Origin of the sequence: Candidatus Microbacterium colombiense, from assembly GCA_029203165.1 — a bacterium.
Lineage (GTDB): Bacteria > Actinomycetota > Actinomycetes > Actinomycetales > Microbacteriaceae > Microbacterium > Microbacterium colombiense.
In genome coordinates this window covers 695107-713339 of the sequence record CP119308.1, presented here as the reverse complement: position 1 = coordinate 713339, position 18233 = coordinate 695107, and the positions used below count along the sequence as shown (strand labels likewise).

Annotated in this window: 21 protein-coding genes; 8 read left to right on the top strand and 13 right to left on the bottom strand. The window is 69.8% G+C overall.

All coding sequences use genetic code 11. The annotated features are described in order from the left end of the window. The 4 genes from P0Y60_03505 to P0Y60_03490 all read right to left on the bottom strand — a co-directional run bounded on the left by P0Y60_03505 (window position 1) and on the right by P0Y60_03490 (window position 4458). Window positions 1–1089, bottom strand: a complete 1089-nt coding sequence (locus P0Y60_03505) for an ABC transporter permease (protein WEK61831.1) — start codon at window positions 1087–1089, stop codon at window positions 1–3. Next, window positions 1086–1892 (bottom strand): ATP-binding cassette domain-containing protein, encoded by an 807-nt coding sequence (locus P0Y60_03500; protein ID WEK61830.1) that lies wholly within the window; start codon window positions 1890–1892, stop codon window positions 1086–1088. Before P0Y60_03500 ends, P0Y60_03505 begins: the two co-directional genes overlap by 4 nt. After that, window positions 1889–2713, bottom strand: coding sequence for an ABC transporter ATP-binding protein (locus tag P0Y60_03495; protein WEK61829.1), 825 nt, complete (start codon window positions 2711–2713; stop codon window positions 1889–1891). The genes P0Y60_03500 and P0Y60_03495 overlap by 4 nt, the downstream gene beginning before the upstream one ends. A gap of 77 nt (window positions 2714–2790) precedes the next feature. After that, a complete protein-coding gene (locus P0Y60_03490) occupies window positions 2791–4458 on the bottom strand; it encodes an ABC transporter substrate-binding protein (protein WEK61828.1) in 1668 nt (555 codons plus the stop codon). Window positions 4459–4615: 157 nt separating this feature from the next. On the opposite strand from P0Y60_03490, the gene P0Y60_03485 reads away from it, so the two are divergent. Next, on the top strand, window positions 4616–5263 hold the full coding sequence (locus tag P0Y60_03485; protein ID WEK61827.1) for a TetR/AcrR family transcriptional regulator: 648 nt from the start codon (window positions 4616–4618) through the stop codon (window positions 5261–5263). A 52-nt stretch (window positions 5264–5315) separates the two neighbouring features. Next, complete coding sequence (locus P0Y60_03480) at window positions 5316–6530, top strand: amidohydrolase (GenBank protein ID WEK61826.1); 1215 nt, start codon at window positions 5316–5318, stop codon at window positions 6528–6530. 157 nt (window positions 6531–6687) lie between these two features. Here P0Y60_03480 and moaA read toward each other — a convergent pair whose 3' ends face one another. From moaA to P0Y60_03450, 6 genes are all read right to left on the bottom strand, one after another. Further along, complete coding sequence (moaA, locus tag P0Y60_03475; protein ID WEK61825.1) at window positions 6688–7782, bottom strand: GTP 3',8-cyclase MoaA; 1095 nt, start codon at window positions 7780–7782, stop codon at window positions 6688–6690. Between the two features lie 147 nt (window positions 7783–7929). After that, complete coding sequence (locus tag P0Y60_03470) at window positions 7930–8979, bottom strand: ABC transporter ATP-binding protein (protein WEK61824.1); 1050 nt, start codon at window positions 8977–8979, stop codon at window positions 7930–7932. Further along, window positions 8976–9761 carry a molybdate ABC transporter permease subunit gene (gene modB, locus P0Y60_03465; GenBank protein WEK61823.1) on the bottom strand — a complete coding sequence of 262 codons (786 nt, stop codon included), beginning with the start codon at window positions 9759–9761 and terminating at the stop codon, window positions 8976–8978. The genes P0Y60_03470 and modB overlap by 4 nt, the downstream gene beginning before the upstream one ends. After that, on the bottom strand, window positions 9758–10540 hold the full coding sequence (modA, locus tag P0Y60_03460) for a molybdate ABC transporter substrate-binding protein (protein ID WEK61822.1): 783 nt from the start codon (window positions 10538–10540) through the stop codon (window positions 9758–9760). The genes modB and modA overlap by 4 nt, the downstream gene beginning before the upstream one ends. Window position 10541: 1 nt before the next feature. Beyond that, window positions 10542–10934, bottom strand: a complete 393-nt coding sequence (locus P0Y60_03455) for a TOBE domain-containing protein (GenBank protein WEK61821.1) — start codon at window positions 10932–10934, stop codon at window positions 10542–10544. 86 nt (window positions 10935–11020) lie between these two features. Next, window positions 11021–11413 carry a hypothetical protein gene (locus P0Y60_03450; GenBank protein WEK61820.1) on the bottom strand — a complete coding sequence of 131 codons (393 nt, stop codon included), beginning with the start codon at window positions 11411–11413 and terminating at the stop codon, window positions 11021–11023. Window positions 11414–11521: 108 nt separating this feature from the next. On the opposite strand from P0Y60_03450, the gene P0Y60_03445 reads away from it, so the two are divergent. The 6 genes from P0Y60_03445 to P0Y60_03420 are packed head-to-tail and all read left to right on the top strand — an operon-like array spanning window position 11522 to window position 15558. Then, a complete protein-coding gene (locus P0Y60_03445; GenBank protein ID WEK61819.1) occupies window positions 11522–12130 on the top strand; it encodes a hypothetical protein in 609 nt (202 codons plus the stop codon). Continuing rightward, window positions 12127–12765: a sigma-70 family RNA polymerase sigma factor gene (locus tag P0Y60_03440; protein ID WEK61818.1), complete on the top strand. Its 639-nt coding sequence runs from the start codon at window positions 12127–12129 to the stop codon at window positions 12763–12765. The genes P0Y60_03445 and P0Y60_03440 overlap by 4 nt, the downstream gene beginning before the upstream one ends. 51 nt (window positions 12766–12816) lie before the next feature. Further along, on the top strand, window positions 12817–13605 hold the full coding sequence (locus P0Y60_03435) for a HesA/MoeB/ThiF family protein (protein ID WEK61817.1): 789 nt from the start codon (window positions 12817–12819) through the stop codon (window positions 13603–13605). Further along, window positions 13602–14837 carry a molybdopterin molybdotransferase MoeA gene (locus P0Y60_03430; GenBank protein WEK61816.1) on the top strand — a complete coding sequence of 412 codons (1236 nt, stop codon included), beginning with the start codon at window positions 13602–13604 and terminating at the stop codon, window positions 14835–14837. Before P0Y60_03435 ends, P0Y60_03430 begins: the two co-directional genes overlap by 4 nt. Continuing rightward, window positions 14834–15328 carry a cyclic pyranopterin monophosphate synthase MoaC gene (gene moaC, locus P0Y60_03425; protein WEK61815.1) on the top strand — a complete coding sequence of 165 codons (495 nt, stop codon included), beginning with the start codon at window positions 14834–14836 and terminating at the stop codon, window positions 15326–15328. The genes P0Y60_03430 and moaC overlap by 4 nt, the downstream gene beginning before the upstream one ends. Further along, window positions 15325–15558 carry a MoaD/ThiS family protein gene (locus tag P0Y60_03420; GenBank protein WEK61814.1) on the top strand — a complete coding sequence of 78 codons (234 nt, stop codon included), beginning with the start codon at window positions 15325–15327 and terminating at the stop codon, window positions 15556–15558. Before moaC ends, P0Y60_03420 begins: the two co-directional genes overlap by 4 nt. Window positions 15559–15653: 95 nt before the next feature. On the opposite strand, the gene P0Y60_03415 is transcribed toward P0Y60_03420, so the two are convergent. The 3 genes from P0Y60_03415 to P0Y60_03405 are packed head-to-tail and all read right to left on the bottom strand — an operon-like array spanning window position 15654 to window position 18191. Continuing rightward, window positions 15654–16085: a molybdenum cofactor biosynthesis protein MoaE gene (locus tag P0Y60_03415; GenBank protein ID WEK61813.1), complete on the bottom strand. Its 432-nt coding sequence runs from the start codon at window positions 16083–16085 to the stop codon at window positions 15654–15656. Then, the gene (locus tag P0Y60_03410; protein ID WEK61812.1) at window positions 16085–16570 is read right to left on the bottom strand and encodes a MogA/MoaB family molybdenum cofactor biosynthesis protein; all 486 of its coding nucleotides are present in this window, start codon (window positions 16568–16570) and stop codon (window positions 16085–16087) included. Before P0Y60_03410 ends, P0Y60_03415 begins: the two co-directional genes overlap by 1 nt. Window positions 16571–16610: 40 nt before the next feature. Next, window positions 16611–18191: a molybdopterin-dependent oxidoreductase gene (locus P0Y60_03405; protein ID WEK62855.1), complete on the bottom strand. Its 1581-nt coding sequence runs from the start codon at window positions 18189–18191 to the stop codon at window positions 16611–16613. Window positions 18192–18233 lie beyond the last annotated feature (42 nt).

Below are 18233 nucleotides of genomic sequence, written 5' to 3'. Positions count from 1 at the left end.
TCAGGCCTCCGTCTGACGGGTGCGCGGGTCGAGGTACGCGTAGACGACATCCGCGAGGATGTTGGCGACGAGCACCGAGAGGGTGATCACGAGGAAGACACCCTGCATGAGGGCGAAGTCCTTGGCGTTGGTCGCGTCGAGCAGCAGCTTGCCGACGCCCGGGTAGCTGAAGACCATCTCCATGACGATCGTGCCGCCCACGATGAAGCCGATCGAGAGCGCGAAGCTCTGGATCTGCGGCAGCACCGCGTTGCGGGCGGCGTAGGCCCAGAGCACTCGCCGGTTCGGCATGCCCTTCGCCTGCGCGACGGTGATGTAGTCCTCGTCGAGCACGGTGAGCATCATGTTGCGCATGCCCAGCATCCATCCGCCGAGCGAGGCGATGATGATCGTGAGCGCCGGGAGGGTGCCGTGCATGATCACCTGACCGATGAAGTCGAAGCTCCACTCGGGCGATTGCCCCTTGTCGTAGGCATGCGACGAGGGGAACCAGCGCAGGGCCGACGAGAAGATCGCGATCGCGATCAGGCCGAGCCAGAAGTACGGGATCGTGTTGAAGAAGGTCGTGATCGGGATGAGGGCGTCCAGGCGGCTGCCGCGCCTCCATCCGACGACCGCGCCGCCGATCGTGCCGATCGCGAACGAGATGATCGTGGCGAGACCGACGAGCCCGAGGGTCCACGGCAGAGCGGCGGCGAGCACCTCGCCGACCGGGCGCAGCCCGTGCAGCGTCGAGATGCCGAGGTCGCCGCGCAGCAGCATCCCCCAGTATTCGATGTACTGCTGCCAGATCGACTTGTCGGTGTCGATCCCCAGCAGGATGCGCAGCGACTCCGCGGCCTCCGGGCTCACGTTGCGGTTGCGTGCCAGGTACGAGCTGACCGCATCGCCCTTCATGAAGCGCGGCAGGAAGAAGTTGATCGTGAGCGCCGCCCACAGCGTGAACAGATAGAAGCCGGTGCGGCCGGCGAAGAAGCGCCAGGGCACGGGACGGCGTCCGCGTTCGGCCGCCGTCGCCGTGGTGCCGACCTCGAGCGCGTCGGGCTGCACGAGGTCGTTGTCGTCGAGCTGGGGGAAAGCGGTACTCACAGGGCACCTCCGGTCGAAGCGGCGGTCGCGAAGTGCTTGTCCGGGTCGGGTGACGCCGCCCGCAGCTCTCGCGTGTAGGGGTCCTGGGGGTTCAGGATGACGTCGTCGGCGGGGCCGTACTCGACCACACGACCCTGGTTCAGCACCATGATCTCGTCGCTGAAGTGGCGAGCGGTGGCGAGGTCGTGCGTGATGTACAGCACCCCGAGGCCCTCCTCGCGCTGCAGATCGGCGAGCAGGTTCAGCACGCCCAGGCGGATCGACACGTCGAGCATCGACACCGGCTCATCGGCGACGAGCAGCGAGGGGCGCGAGGCGAGAGCGCGGGCGATGGCCACGCGCTGACGCTGTCCGCCGGAGAGCTCGTGCGGACGGCGGTCGATCACCGCATCCGGGTCGAGGCGCACGCGCTCGAGCAGACGGCGCACCTCGTCTTCGGTCTCCTTCTTCGGCACGACGTCGTCGAGGCGGATGGGCCGCTCGAGGTGATAGCGGATGGAGTGGTACGGGTTGAGCGAGGCGAAGGGGTCCTGGAAGACCATCCGCAGTTGCTGACGGTAGGAGCGCAGGCCCTTGCCCCGACGCGGGATCGGGACGCCGTCGAGGAGCACTCGGCCGCTGGTCGGCGTCTCGAGCTGGGTGAGGATCTTGGCGATCGTCGACTTGCCGCTGCCCGACTGTCCGACCAGACCGATCGTCTGGCCCGAGGTGAGCGTGAAGCTGACGTCGTCGAGCGCCTTCAGCTGCCCCGCTCCGCGGACGTTGTACGTCTTGGTGACGTTCGAGAATTCGAGGGTGGTCATCGAACCAGCACCCCTCTCTCCCCGGTCAGACGGGGGAAGGACGACAACAGGGTCTTCGTGTACTCATGCTGCGGGTGCGTCCAGATCTGCTCCGACGACGCGAGTTCGATGATCTCGCCCTCGCGCATGATCGCGATCCGGTCGCTGATCTCCAGCAGCAGCGGGAGGTCATGCGTGATGAAGATCACCGAGAACCCGAACTCGTGCCGCAGCTGCGAGATCTGCTTGAGGATCTCGCGCTGCACCAGCACGTCGAGCGCCGTGGTGGGCTCGTCCATGACCATCAGCTGCGGACGCAGGGCGAGCGCCATCGCGATCATCACGCGCTGGCGCATGCCGCCGGAGAGCTCATGCGGGAACGAGCGCACGCGCTGCCGCCCCACCTTGACGATCTCGAGCAGCTCCTCCGCCTCCGCCCGGCGCTGTCGTCGGTTCATCTCGGGGCGATGGATCTCGAACACGTCCTCGAGCTGCGAGCCGATCGTCGCGACCGGGTTGAGGGCGTTCATGGCCCCCTGGAAGACCATCGACACCTTGTCCCAGCGGAAGCGCTGCATGGCGTCGACGTCGAGCGCGTTGATGTCGACGTCGACCCCCGACGCATCGTGGAAGGTCACGGCGCCGCCGGTGATGACGGCCGGCGCTCGCAACAGCCGCTGCACGCCGTACGCGAGAGTGGTCTTGCCGCATCCGCTCTCACCGGCAAGGCCCAGGATCTCTCCGCGCTGCAGTTCGAGGGTCACGTTCTTCACCGCCTCGACGGGCGGATCGACGTCGTAGACGACCGAGAAGTCGCGCACGGTGAGCAGGGGGTCTGGCATGGGTACGTCTTTCGTCGGCGCGGTCGGGGGAGTCCGGATCCGGACGGGCTCCGGACTCCCCCGATGTGCAGCGGTGCTTACTCGGCGGGCTTCAGCTTCGTGAGGATCTGCACGATGTTCTGCTGTGTCGGGTCTGCCGACGCGTACGGGTCCTTGTCCGAGGGCCAGCCGACGTAGTTGCGCGTGTTGAACTCGCCCAGCAGCGGGTGAGCACCCAGCGGGATCGCCGGCACCTGGTCGGCGAAGATCGTCTGCATGGTGTCGAGCGCAGCCGTGCGCTCGTCATCCGACGACGCGTTCGCATAGGAGTTGAGCGCCGCCGTGGCCTTCGGGTCGTCGAAGCGACCGAAGTTGAAGCCGGCGATGCCCTCCGGAGAGATCCAGCGCGGATCCATCGTCGAGGTGTACAGGCCGTAGGCCGTGCCGCTGTCTTCGAGCCAGTGGATGATCGCCGAGAACGTGCCCTCGTCGCGAGGACCCTGCCAGCCGCCCCAGTCGGGCATGTCGATCTTGACCTCGGCACCGATGGCCTCGGTCACGTCTTCCGCGATGAGCTCCTGCGCGGTGTTCCAGTCGCTCCAGCCCGAGGGGACCGAGAGCGTGAACGAGACGGGCGTGCCGTCGGGGTCGATCAGCGCGTCGTCCTTCCACGTGTAGCCGGCATCCGTCAGCAGGTCGCGGGCCTTCTCGGCATCGACCGAGTAGTCCTTGCCCTGGAACTCGGGCTGGATCTCGTCCTCGAGGATCGAGGAGAGCCCGGTCACCGACCAGACCGCCTCGCTCGCCCCCTCACGGGCGATGTCGACGTAGGCGTCGCGGTCGATCACCCAGGCGAGTGCCTGACGGAAGGCGACGTCGTCGAACGGCTTCTGCTGCAGGTTCATGAACAGCGTCGCCGAACCGGTCGTCGGAGCCGCCCAGAACACGTTGTGCTCGGGGTCGGAGTCGATGAACTGCTCCTGCACCTGCGGGATGAACGCCTGCGCCCAGTCGGCCTCGCCCTGTGCGAGGGCGGTGGTGAGCGCGGTGTTGTCGCCGTACGAGACGTAGTGCAGCTCGGGTACGGCCAGGTCGCCGCCCCAGTAGTCGTCGCGGGCCTCGAGCGTGACCGACTCGGTCGACCAGTTCGACAGCGCGTAGGGGCCGGTGCCCACGAGGTCGTCGCCCTTGACGGGGTTCGTGGCCGGCTCGTCGAGGTTCTCCCAGATGTGCTTCGGCACGATCGGTACGTGCAGCACGCGGGACTGGTTGACATACTTCGATTCGCCGAAGGAGAGGGTGACCGCGTCGCCGTCGACGGTCGCGCCCTCGAACTTCAGGCCGGCGGTGTCGAGCGCGGGGGTCGAGACGAGCTCGTAGGTGTAGACGATGTCGTCGGCGGTGAACGGCTCGCCGTCGCTCCAGGTGACGTCCTTGCGGGGCACGACGGTGACGGCGGTGTAGTCGTCGTTCCACTCGATGCTCTCGGCGAGCCAGGGGGTGACACCGCGGTCGCCCGTCTGGTTCACGAGCCCGAGGGACTCGAAGATGACCTTGCCGTACCCGTACTTCGATGCCGACGAGTCGCCGACGTAGGGGTTGTTCGACTCGGTGGTGATCGCGCCGTCGGGCTTCGCGATCGTCAGGGCGGGGGAATCGCCGCCGGTGTTCGCGTCGTCGCCGCCGCCGGTCGAGCATCCGGCGAGGGCCGAGACACCGAGGGCGGTGATCGCTGTGACGGCGATCAGAGACTTTCTGAGCTTCATTGCTTCTCCTTGGGCACGGGTCATTGTGCTGCGTCACCATCGGACGGGAATCCGAGGCTGTCGTGATTTGCTTACTGTCGAGAAAGTAAGCTTCCGTGAGGTTACCCATTGGTAAGTAAGATGGCAAGTGCGCGACGACAAGCGAGAGGGGGTCGTGATGAAGGACACCGGGGAGACATCCCGTGTGCGCCCGGCCACCCGAGCGAAACGCGAGCAGATCCTGAAGGCGGCCGTCGAGATCTTCGGCAACAAGGGATCCACGAACGGCACGCTCGCCGACGTCGCCGAACAGGTCGGCATCACGCATGCGGGCGTGCTGCACCACTTCGGATCGAAGCAGAAGCTGCTCCTCGAGGTGCTGGCCTACCGCGACCAGGCCGATGTCGCGAATCTCGCCGAGAAGCACATCCCGGACGGCCCCGAACTGTTCCTGCACCTCGTGCGCACCGCGTTCGCGAACGAGTTGCGGCCCGGCATCGTGCAGGCCTACACGGTGCTGTCGTCGGAATCGGTGACCGACGACCACCCCGGTCGCGAGTACTTCGAAGACCGCTACCTGACGCTCCGGCGCGAGGTCACCGCGGCGTTCCACGAGCTGTGCGCGCAGGAGGGTGTGGCCGAGCCCGACACGATCGCTGCCGCGGCCGCCGGCATCCTCGCCGTCATGGACGGACTCCAGCTGCAGTGGCTGCTGCACCCCGGAACCGTCGAACTGGGTGAGGCGAGCGAGTTCGCCATCACCGCGATCGTGAACGCCGTGCTGCGCCCCGGCCCGTCGCTCACCTCCTACGTCGCCCCGGCCTGACCCGCGCGATCCGCCCGGGCACCCGGACGCGGGCGCAGCTAGGCTCGGGGCCATGACGATCGATCTCGAAGCGCTCTACATCGACCTGCACCAGCATCCCGAGCTCTCGTTCCAGGAGACCCGCACCGCCGGCATCGCCGCCGCGCACCTGCGTGACCTGGGGCTCGACGTGCAGGAGGGCATCGGTATCACCGGAGTCGTCGGAGTGCTCGCGAACGGCGACGGCCCCGTGGTGTGGCTGCGCGCCGACATGGATGCTCTGCCTGTCGGCGAGCAGACCGGACTGTCGTACGCGAGCACCGCCACCGGCATCGACCCCGCCGGCAACACCGTGCCGGTCATGCACGCCTGCGGCCACGACATGCACGTGACCGCGATGGTCGGCGCGGTCGAGAAGCTCGTGGCGGATCGGGCCGAGTGGACGGGCACGCTGGTCGTGCTGATCCAGCCCGCCGAGGAGTACGGCGCGGGCGCTCGCGCCATGCTCGACGCGGGGCTGCTCGACCTCGTGCCGAAGCCCGACGTCGTGCTCGGCCAGCATGTGACGCCGCTCCCCGCCGGAACGATCGGCGTGCGCCCCGGCACCCAGATGGCGGCATCCGACGGACTGACCGTCACGCTGCACGGGCGCGGCGGACACGGCTCCCGCCCGCACTCCACGATCGACCCGATCGTGATGGCCGCGGCCACCGTCATGCGCCTGCAGACGATCGCCTCGCGCGAGGTCGACCCCCGCGACGTCGCCGTGGTCACGGTCGGATCGATCCATGCCGGATTGAAGAACAACATCATCCCGGCGGAGGCGACACTCGAGCTCAGCCTGCGCTACCCGAACGACGAGATGCGCGACAAGGTGCTCGCGAGTGTGGAGCGCATCGTGCGCGCCGAGGCCGCGGCGTCGGGAGCCGTGAAGGAGCCCGAGATCCGCACCGACCACACGCTGCCGCCCACGATCAACGACGACGAGGCCACGGCCCGCGTGACCACGGCGCTGCAGCGCGCGCTGGGCGAGAGCGCCGTGATCGACCCCGGCATGTTCACGGGCAGCGAGGACGTGTCGTGGTTCGCCCGCGACAGCGGCGCGCCGCTCGTCTTCTGGTTCTGGGGCGGCGTGGATCCGGCACGATTCGCCGCGGCGATGGCGGCGGGCACGCTCGACAGCGAGATCCCGACGAACCACTCGCCGTTCTTCGCGCCGGAGATCCACCCCACGATCGAGGTCGGCGTCACCGCCCTGTCGGCCGCGGCGCGCGAGTTCCTGGCCTAGATCGCGTCGCTCGCGGTACACCGCCGCTGCGCGCCGTTCATAACTCCGGAGAAACGCGCCGTTTCGGCCCTGCAGACGCCCGATAGCGCCCGGAACGACCGTTCTCTGAGGAGTTGTGAACGGCCGGCCAGCGAGGCGAGCCGCCACCGCGCCGGAGTCAGCCGCCGATCGCGTTCATCCCGCGCGCCGGCTGCAGGAACGACGGGTCATCGATCGCGTGACCGGGCAGCTTGCCGTGCACGCAGGAGCGCAGCAGTGCGGCGATGGCGTCCGAGCGGTGACCGGCGACCGAGTCGTCGGCGCGCAGGATGCCGGCGAGGTCGTACTCGGTCAGCGAGAACAGGCAGTTGCGGAACTGCCCGTCGGCCGTGAGCCGCAACCGGTCGCACGCCCCGCAGAACGGCGCAGTGACCGAGGCGATCACGCCCACCTCGTGCGGGCCGCCATCGATCCGCCATTTCTCGGCCGGCGCTCCCCCGCGGCCGGCGACAGGTTCGAGCGTCCACCGCTCGCTCAGCGACGCCAGGATCTCCTCGCGCGTGACCATCGAAGCGCGATCCCACGTGTGCCCGGCATCGAGGGGCATCTGTTCGATGAAGCGCAGCTGCGCGCCGACGCCCATCGCGAACTCCACCAGGTCGACGAGCTCGTCATCGTTCACCCCGCGCATCGCGACCGCGTTGAGCTTGAGCGGCCGGAGTTCGGATGCCGCGGCCGCGGCGATGCCCTCGAACACGTCGTCGAGCCGGTCGCGGCGGGTGAGGTCGGCGAACCGTTGCCGGTTCACGGTGTCGATGCTGATGTTGAGCCGCGTGAGTCCGGCGTCGATCAGGGCCGGGAGCTTCGCGGCGAGACTGATGCCGTTCGTGGTCATGGCGACCTCGACCGGTCCGTCGGCACCCTCGATGCGGGCGATCCGGCGCACCACGTCGACGATGTCGGTCCGCAGCAGCGGCTCACCTCCGGTCAACCGGAACGTGCGGATGCCGAGGGATGCGGCGATCTCGGCCACTTCCACGATCTCGTCGGTCGAGAGGATGCTGGTGCGCGCGAGCCACTCGTTGCCCTGCTCGGGCATGCAGTAGGTGCACCGCAGCGAGCAGCGGTCGGTCAGCGAGATGCGCAGATCGCGGTGCACGCGGCCGTGGGCGTCGACGAGCAGTCCGTCGCCCGACGCTGCGGATGTCGCCGCTGCCGATGTCGACGCGGTGATCGGGGCGCGGCGACCGATCACGACCGGCACGGTCGTCATGGCGCGTCCTCGCTCCCCGTCATCTTTCGAGACTATCCCGCGCGTCCCGGCGGAGGGCCGCATGGCGTCCTCGACCGGCAAATTGCCAGGGTCCGGGGCGGGCAGGGTCCGGGGCGAGCAGAGGCGGCACGGGCGACCGCCGCGCAGTCATTCCATCCGCACGAAGCGCACGTGCGCCGGCTCGATCCGCAGGTGCAGCGACATACCCGGGGCGAGTCCGATCGCATCCGCGACAGCCATGTCGACCGCCCCGGCAGCCGTGTGCACCCGCACCCCGGCGACGGTCGGCTCGATTCGGAGGATGCCGGTGTGCCACGCGTCCGGCGATTCGGCGACGACCTGCACATCCTCCGGGCGGAACACGGCGGCGAGCGCGCCACCGTCCGCAGCGGCGAGCGCCTGCGATGACGGATCGGCACTGACGAGGCGCATCTCCCCGCCGCGCCACCCGCCGTCCGATGCGAATCCCGGCAGACGATTGACGCCCGCGATCGCGGCGACGAAATCGGATGCCGGAGCCGCCAGCACATCCCGCACCCCGCCGGTCTGGGTCACGCGCCCCGATTCGACGACGATGAGCCGATCGGCCAGCGCGACCGCGTCGGCGGCGTCGTGCGTGACGGCGACGGTCGTGATCCCCGCGAGCTGCTCCCGCAGCATCCGTCGGATCTCCCCCGCTGTCTGCGGATCGAGCGCGACCAGAGGTTCGTCGAGCAGCACCGCACGGGGCGACGCGGCGAGCGCGCGGGCGACGGCGACGCGTTGCCCCTCGCCGCCGGACAGCTCCCGCGGCATCCGATCGCCGGCACCGGGCAGGCCGACCCGGGCGACCCACTCATCTGCGGCGTCGCGTGCCGTGCGGGCCTCGACGCCGGCGGCGCGAGGCCCGAAGGCGACGTTCTCGCGCACGCTCAAGTGCGGGAACAGGCGTGCGTCCTGTCCGAGCAGCACGATGCCGCGATCCATCGGCGCCGTCCGCACCGACGGTGACGCGACATGATCGACGACCCTGCCGTCGACCTCGATCTCTCCGGCATCGAGCGACTCGAGTCCGGCGAGAGCCTGCAGCAGCGTCGACTTGCCCGCGCCGCTCGGCCCCATCACGGCGACCGTCTCGCCCGTGGCCACCTCGAGCTCGACATCGACCGGGAAGTGTTCGCGCGCCACGACGACGTGCGCACGCAGGCCCGCGCTCATCGGGCGGCTCCCGGTCGCCATCCACGCACCAGCAGCAGCACGGCGATCGCGGTCGCGAGCAGGAGGAGCGCGAGGGCGACCGCCGCCCCCTGCGTCACCCCGGCGCCGTTGAACGCGGTGTAGATCGCGAGGGGCATGGTCTGCGTCACCCCTGGTCGGTTGCCGGCGAACAGCGCCGTCGCTCCGAACTCACCGATCGCGCGGGCGAAGCAGAGCACCACGCCCGCCACGATGCCCGGTGCCGCGAGAGGAAGGGTGATGCGGCGGAGGATCGTCCACCGCCCGGCACCGAGAGCTGCGGCGGTGCGCTCGTACTCGACGCCCGAGGTGCGCACCGCGCCCTCGACCGCGAGCACCAGGAACGGCAGTGCGACGAAGGTCTGCGCGAGCACGACCGCCGGGGTGCTGAACGACAGGCCCAACCCGCCGAGCCACCCCGCACGCCCGAACAGGTACAGCAGCGCGACGCCACCGACCATCGGCGGCAGCACGAGGGGAACGGTGACCGCCGCCCGCAGCACCGCGGCCAGCCGTGGGCCGGAGCGCGCGATGTACAACGCCAGCGGCACCCCGACGACGATGCACACGACGGTGGCGATCAGACCGGTGCCGAGCGACAGCGCGAGCGCCGACAGCGCGGCGGGCGAGGTGACGTCAGCGACGAATGTGCCCCAGTTCACGCGGGCGACGAGCGCCGTGAGCGGAAGAATCAGGAACGCCAACCCGATCAGGGCCGGAACGGCGAGCGCGCGCGGGGCGTAGCCGCGCCCGCCGGAACTCACGGTGCCCCGAAGCCGAAGTCCGCGAGGATCTTCTGACCCGCATCCGAGAGCACGAAGGCGACGAACGCCGCCGCGGCTTCGGGGTTGTCGGCATCCGCGAGGGCGGCGATCGGGTAGTGGTTGACGACCTCGTCGGCGCCGTCGGGCACGATGACCTCGACGTCGTCGCGGCCGATCACATCGGTCGCGTAGACCAGACCGGCGTCGGCCTCGGAGGCGGCGACCTTCGTCAGCACCGCGGTGACGTTCTGCTCGAGGCTCGCTGGCTCGACCGTGACGCCCGCGGCATCGAGAAGCTTCGCGGATGCCGCGCCGCACGGCACCTCGGGAGCACACAGCACCGTGGTGACGTCGGCGAGATCGGCGAGGGATTCCACGCCGCCCGGGTTGCCCGCAGGCACGGCGATCACGAGCGTGTTCGAGGCGAACAGGGTCGGGTCGCTCGCGGCATCCCCCGCCTTCTCCATGTTCGCCTCGTCTGCCGAGGCGAACACATCGGCCGGGGCGCCCTCGAGGATCTGGGTGACCAGGGTCGACGAACCGTCGTAGACCGGGCTGATCGTCACATCGGGGTTCTCAGCCGTGAACGCCTCACCGATCGCATCGAATGCGCCCGACAGCGAGGCGGCGGCGTAGACCGTGAGCTCACCGGTCAGGTTGCTCTCGGCGGTGGTGGCCGACGGCGACGGAGAGGTCTCAGCGGCGCTGGCGCACCCCGTGAGAGCGAGGGCGGCCGCGGCGAGGAGAGCTGTGGCGGAGCGGCGGAGCGTGCGGTTCATGTCAGCCTTTCGGTATTTCGACGACGACCTGGGTGGCCTTGACGGATGCGGTGGCGAGGGAGCCGATCTCGAGGCGCAGCTCGCGCGCGGCCTCGGCCGACATCAGCGAGACGACGCGATGCGGACCGGACTGGATGTCGACCTGCGCCATGAGCCCGTCGATCTGCACGCGCGTGACGAGCCCGACGAAGCGGTTGCGCGCGCTCGAGAGCACGTCGTCGGCCGTCGTCGCTTCTTCCGCGAGCTGGACCGCACGATTCGCGAGCGCGTCACCGGGGATCTGCGCAGGAACCGCGTCGGTCACGGGCAGCAGCCCCTGATCGATCCATCGGCGGACGGTGTCGTCGCTCACCCCGAGCAGTTGCGCCGCGCGGGCGATTCGGTAGGTCTGCATGAGTCGACTCTACCGCGTGTGCGGAACTAAGTGGATAAATTCTCCGCACCGGCGACGAACTCGGTGATGTCTACAGAATGCGTCGGCTAGTGCTCGAACTCGGCCCGGATCTCCGCGATGCCGTAGAGCTCGGTCCGCAGCCGCGCGACATACGCCCTGCCGTTCGCGATCGACCGCTCCACGACGGCGTCATCGACACCTTCCGTCCAACGTTGCCACTCCGCGTTCCACGCCACCAACGCGTCGAGGAGATCCTCCGAGATCGGGAACGTGTCGCGGTCGACGAAGCTGTGTTCGGCGAAGTCCTCCCAGAGCGGCAGGTCTCCCTCGTCGCCGTACTCGGCGTACATCCGGATCAGTCGCCGCCCGTCGTCGAGCCGCGGTGGATCGCTCGCCCTCAGCTGCCGATTCTGCCGCTCCCACAGCTCGAGACGCTGGCGCTTCCTCCGCTCCGCCTTGCCCCGCTCGGTCTCGCTCATGGCTCCACCGTAGGGGCGATCAGTGCGGTGCACGATTGAAGCGGATCTGAGACGGTTCATCTCATCCCGTCATGTGCTCTGTAGAACGACGATGATGAGGAGCGAACCATGAACGAACGGTTGCAATCGGATCTCGTGTCCGCCGATCCGGTCCCGGACGGCGAGGACGCCGAGCTTCGCGACCTCGTGAGGCGGATGTCCACCGACGCCCGTGCCGCGGCTGCCGCGGGCTCCACGACCAGGGTTCCGTGGTGGCGGCGGCGCCGGACGATCATCCCTCTCGGCCTCGGCGTGCTTGTCGCGGCTACCGGGGCTGCCGTGCTGATCCCCCTGCAACTGAGCGTGAACGACACGCAGGTTCAGCTCGACGTGGAGTTCCCGATCATCTACACGACCGACACCGGTGTCGAGGTCAGCTGCCGCTACGGACTGTACTTCGGCGATCCCGTCGACCGGTCCGCTGCCGACGAGCGACTCGCCGACTTCGTGAGCGGGCACGATTGGACGGGCATAGGACAGCGCATTTACGACAAGGCGATCGCGAACCCGTTCGTTCCCGGACCGGATGACGACCTGGAGGTCGACACCCCTCAGCTTCGCGACACGTTCTCGTTCATGGAAGCGACGGATCTGATCTGGGCCGAGATCCCCGAGGAACTGCTGCATGACGAGTGGTCCTCCGGCAGCACGATGGACTGCGCGGGAGTGCTCCATTGAACCGGCGACGGTCGCTCCCTGAGGAGATCGGTGCGTGGGTCGAGATCGTCGTGCAGGACAACGCCGATGACCTGCTCCGCTATCTCGCGCACCGTGTGAGTCCCCGCGAGGACGCCGCCGACCTGCTCGGGAAGGTGCTCCTCATCCTGTGGGAGAAGGGCGCGCGGGTACCCACGACCGACGAGGCCGCCCGGATGTGGTGCTTCGGCATCGCGCGGAATGTGCTGCGCGAGCATCGTCGGCACGCGCTGAAGTCACTCGATCTCGCCGACGCGTTGCGCGCTCACCTCCAGCACACGGCGCCCCTGATCGACTCGGCGGAAACGATCGTCGAGACGGCGATGCGTGCCGATGACGTGCGCGTGGCGTTGGGTCATCTCGACGAACGGGCGAGGGAGCTCCTGATGCTCATCTACTGGGACGACTTCACGATCGCCGAGGCCGCACGACTGTTGCACCTCAACGAGTCGACCGCGCGCACCCGCCACATGCGGGCGCTCCGCCGACTCGAGGCGGCGCTGGAGGCCGCCGTGCGCCGCGTTCACAACTCCTCAAGACTCGCCTCCCCCGGCGGCGCACACCACGCCCTGGCGCGAGGGGGCACCCGCGCGACCCCCGCTTCTGAGGAGTTGTGAACGGCTCGCCCGCCTGACCCCGCATCGCGGCCGCGGGCATACGCTGAACTCATGCAGCCCCTCGTGCAGCCCGCGCCCGCTCTCGACCCGACCGAGCTCGTCCGCACCGCGCGGCATGCGGTGCTCGCCGGCATCGGTGAGGAGGGGCAGCGCCGGCTGAACGCCGCACGGGTGACCGTGGTCGGCGCCGGCGGAATCGGCTCTCCCGTGCTGCTCGCCCTCGCGGCGGCGGGCGTCGGGTCGATCACCGTGATCGATGACGACGTGGTCGAGCTCACGAACCTCCAGCGACAGCTCGCCCACCGCATCGACGACGTCGGCGTGCACAAGACGCGATCGGCCGCGCGGGCCATCACGGCGCTCGCCCCGCAGACCGTCGTCGCCCAGATGCCCGAACGCCTCGACGGCGCCAACGCCGAACGACTGCTGCGCGGCGCCGACGTCGTCGTCGACACGAGCGACTCCTTCTCGACCCGCCGCGACGTCGCCGCAGCCGCCGAGGCGCTGGGTCTTCCGCTGGTGTGGGGCGCGGTGCAGGAGTGGCATGCGCAGGCCACCGTGTTCTGGTCGCGCCCGCCCGAAGGTGACCCGGTGGTGCTCGCCGATCTCTTCCCCGTCGGCACCGAGGGCGAACCACCCAGCTGCGCCCAGGTCGGGGTGCTCGGGGCCCTGTGCGTGCAGGTCGGAGGGATGCTCGCGGGCGAGGTGATCAAACTCGTGACCGGCGCCGGCGAACCGCTGCTCGGCCGCCTCGCGGTGATCGATGCCCTCACCGCCCGACAGCATGAGATCTCGATCAGACCCGCACGCGCCGAGAACGCATCGGCGGTGACGGCATGACCGGCCGCCGCACGGTCGAGGATCAGCTCGCCCGCGTGCTCGCCGCCGTGCGCGTGCTGCCCGTCGAGACCCGTGCGGTGCGGGATGCCGCCGGCCGCACTCTCGCTCGCCCCGCCACGGCCGCCCACGACATCCCCCTCTTCGACAACTCCGCGATGGACGGCTTCGCGGTGCACGCGGCCGACGTCGCCGCGGCATCCGAGGCGAATCCGATCACGCTGCGCGTCGTCGCCGATCTGCCCGCGGGGGTCGCACTCGATCCGCCGCTCGGCCCGGGCGAGGCCGCCCGCATCATGACGGGGTCGCCCACTCCCACCGCCGCCGACACGATCGTGCCCTTCGAGGACACGGCCGGAGGCCTCGCCGACTCCCTCGGCGAGGTGCAGGTGCTCCGGGCGCCCGCGAAGGCCGGGGTGTTCGTGCGCCGGCGCGGCGCCGATCTGCACGCGGGCGATGAGGTGATCGGCGCGGGCGAGCGGCTCGGCCCCTTCCAGGTCGCAGCCGCCGTCGCCGCGGGCATCGCCGAGGTCGCTGTGACGCGCGCGCCACGGGTCGCCGTGGTGTCGACCGGCAGCGAACTGCTGGCACCGGGCGAGCCCGCCACGCGCGGGCGCATCCCCGACTCGAACGGTCCACTGCTCGAGCAGTTGATCGCGGGGGCCGACGCCGAGGTCGTGCTCGTCGCACGAGTGCCCGACGAGGCCGATGCGGTGCGCCGCGTCACCGCCGATGCCGTCGAGCGCGGGGCCCATGTGATCGTGTTCACCGGCGGTGTGAGTGCGGGCGCCTACGAGCCCGTGCGTGCGGCGTTCGACGGTGGCGGGCAGGTCGAGTTCGTCGGGGTGTCGATGCAGCCGGGCAAGCCGCAGGCGTTCGGCGTGCTGCAGGACGGATGCCTGGTCTTCGGCCTTCCCGGCAACCCGGTGAGCGTCGCGGTCTCGTTCGAGGTGTTCGTGCGCCCTGCGCTGCTCGCGCTCCAGGGCCGCGCCGCGATCCAGCGCCCGCGCTCCGTGTTCACCGCGGATGCCGCATGGACCACCCCACCCGGGCGTCGCCAGTACCTCCCCGCGATCGTCGACCTCGCTGCGCGCACCGTGCGTCCGGCCACCGCCGGCGGATCGGGCTCGCACCTGGCCGGCGGACTCGCCCGAGCGCACGCGTTCGCGATCGTCCCCGCCGAGGTCGAGGCCGTCGCCGCGGGCGATGCGATCGATGTCATGCTGGTCGAATGAGCTTTCCCCACCTCGACTCCGCCGGCCGTGCCCACATGGTCGATGTCACCGCCAAACAGCCGACCGTCCGCACGGCCACGGCCCGTGGTTTCGTGCGCTGCAGCGCCGAGGTGATCGCCGCCCTCCGTGACGGCACCGCGCCGAAGGGCGATGTGCTCGCGGTCGCCCGGATCGTCGGCATCCAGGCCGCGAAGTCGACCCCCGCCCTGCTGCCGCTCGCCCACGTGATCGGCGTGCACCGCGCGAACGTCGAGCTCGACGTGGTCGACGACGGCGTGCACGTCGAGGCGACCGTGGGAACCGCCGACCGCACGGGCGTCGAGATGGAGGCGCTCACCGCCGTGTCGGTCGCCTCGCTGGCGATCGTCGACATGATCAAGGGACTCGACCGCGCGGTCGTGATCGAAGACGTGCGCATCGTCGCGAAATCCGGCGGTCGCTCGGGCGACTGGGTGCGCCCCGGCGAACCGGATGCCGGGGGCTCCGAATGACGCGCGTGCGCTACTTCGCCGCTGCCGCCGACGCCGCGGGGACCGACGCCGAAGAACGCGGCGAGCGCTCGCTCCTCGCCCTGCGTGAGGCGGTCGTGGCGGAGCATCCGGCCCTGGCCGACATCCTGCCGCGCTGCGCCGTGCTCGTCGACGGCGTACGCACCGACGGCGACCTCGCGCTCGACGACGCCCTGCTCATCGACGTGTTGCCCCCGTTCGCCGGCGGCTGAGCACCGTTCAGCTTGCAGGGAGCCGTGCCGCATGGACGGCGGATGCGGCCGAAACACCGTGCATCACGAACATCTCCCTGCCGGACGTGCGCCCGTCAGCCGCCGATGCCCTTCCATGACGACGAGCCGTCGACCTCGAGCTGACGCTTCCAGACGGGCAGATCGCTCTTGATCGCCTCGATCACGGCCCGGCACACCTCGAACGCCTCGGCGCGATGCTCGGATGCCACGGCGATCACGACCGCGGCATCGCCCACGTCGAGCTTCCCGACCCGGTGACTCACGGCCACCACGACCGGCACGGCTGCGTCTCCCGCCTCGGCCGCAAGCCGCCGCAGCGTGGCCTCGGCATCCGGATGCGAGCTGTACTCGAGACCGACCACCGCCGTCGCGGCATCCGGATCGTTGTCGCGCACGCGTCCGACGAACGTCGTGACGGCGCCGAGCTTCGGGTCTTCGACCGCGGCGAGATGCGTGTCGAGGTCGAGGCTGTCCTCGGTCACAGCGGCGATTCGTACGTCGTTCATCAGTGATCTCCACCCTGTAGCTGATCCACGATGTGCCCGGCGACGCCGAGCACCACAGGCACCCCGGATGCCACGGCGCGCGTGGATCCGGGAAGGTTCACCACGAGCATGCCCGCTGGGTCGACGATGCCGGCGAGTCCGCGGGAGATCACCGAGAGCGGGGTGTCGGCGAGGCCGCTGCGGCGCAGCTCTTCGGCGATCCCGGGGAGCTCGCGGGTGATGACACGCCTGGTGCCCTCGGGGGTCTCGTCGCGGGGCCCGACGCCGGTGCCGCCGGTCGTCACGACGAGGCGGACCCCCCGCGCGGATGCTCGGCGCAGGGCGTCGGCGACAGAACCCGCGCCGTCGGGGATCACCTCGGCATCCGGGCAATGCCACCCGGCCTCACGCAGCAGCCCGACTGCGATCGGACCGCCGCGGTCCTCACGCTCCCCCGCGAAGGACCGATCCGAGACGGTGATCACACAGGCGGGAAGCGGCGTCATGGCTCCACCCTAGGACGTGCGGACGAGCGCCGCACGGGTGTCAGTTGACGCGCACGAGCGAGCGCTGCCAGCCCGACGAACCGTTCGGGGCGATCGGCGCGCGCTCCTCGATCTGCAGATCGCCGTTCTTGTTGATCGCGCGCACCGCCACGTAGTGCGTTCCCGGAGTGGCATCCCACTCCATGAACCACTGCACCCACGTGTCGTCGTTGATCGGCGCCGACAGTGTGGCCGGAGCCCAGTCGCCGTCGTCGATACGCACCTCGACCCGGTCGATCCCCACCGACTGCGCCCAAGCGACACCGGCGATCGGGATCTTGCCCGCGTCCACCGCCTCGCCGATCTTGGGGGTGTCGACGCGCGAGGAGAACTTGATCGGCGCCTCGGCGCTGTAGCCGCGAGGAGTCCAGTAGGCCTCGTCGGCATCGAAGGTCGTGATCTTCAGCTCGGTCAGCCACTTGGTCGCCGAGACGTATCCGTACAGGCCGGGCACCACCATGCGCACCGGGAATCCGTGCTCGAGCGGCAGCGGTTCACCGTTCATGCCCACCGCGAGGATCGCGTCGAGGTTGTCGTCGGTGAGCGCCGAGAGCGGTGTGCTCGCCGTGTAGCCGTCGACACTGCGCGAGAGCACCATGTCGGCGTCGGCCTTCACCCCGGCCTTCTTCAGCACGTCGCGCAGCGGCACCCCGAGCCACATCGCGTTGCCGACCAGCTCGCCACCGACCTCGTTCGAGACGCAGGTCAGGGTGATGGCGTACTCGTCGACGCCCATGTCGAGGATGTCCTGGAAGCTCAGCTCGACCCGCTGGTCGACCATGCCGTCGATCACCAGACGCCAGGTGTCGGGGTCGATCGTGGGCACGGTGAGCGCGGTGTCGACGCGGTAGAAGTCCTTGTTCGGCGTGAACAGCTTGCTCAGGCCCGGCACGTCGAGCTCGGCACCATCGGGCACCGTGACCTTGGTGCGGGGCGAGGGCAGCTTCAGCGCATCGCGGATCGTCTCGACCGAGCTCACAACGCCGCTCACCGCGCGCGATGCCACCCCGACCACGGCGGCGGAGACTCCCGCGATCGCGGCGAGGACGAAGAAGCGGCGACGGTCGAAGCCCTTGGGCGCGGCGTCATCGGCCGCGGCATCCGCTGCCGTGTCGTTCTTCCACGCCTGCTTCCATGCCTGCAGGCGGCGGGCGAGGAGCACGAGGATCACGGAGCCCGCGAGGGTTCCGAGGAGCGGCGGGAGGAAGGCGAGCGGGGTCACGGCAGCACGGGTCACGATCGCGGCGGTCGAGAGCGCGCCGGCGATCACGAGAGCGATCACACCGAGCGGCGGCCGCACGAACTGCAGGATGCCGGCGATCGCGGACGCGATCAGCACCGCCAGACCGAGGCCCGCGAGCAGCGCGATCTTGTCGTACTCGCCGAACGTGGCGATCGCGAACTCCTTGAACGGCTGCGGCACGATGTCGATCACGAATCCGCCGACGGCGAGGATCGGGCTGGCCGCACGCGCGACGAGCAGTGCGACTAGTTCTGCGACCGCAAGGAAGACGCCACCGCCGATCACGCCCGCGAGGGCGGCCCACACGATGAATCTCTTGCCACTGCTGCGCTGCGCCATGGTCGTCTCCTCCTGCACCGGGTCCGGTGTGATCACAGGTAG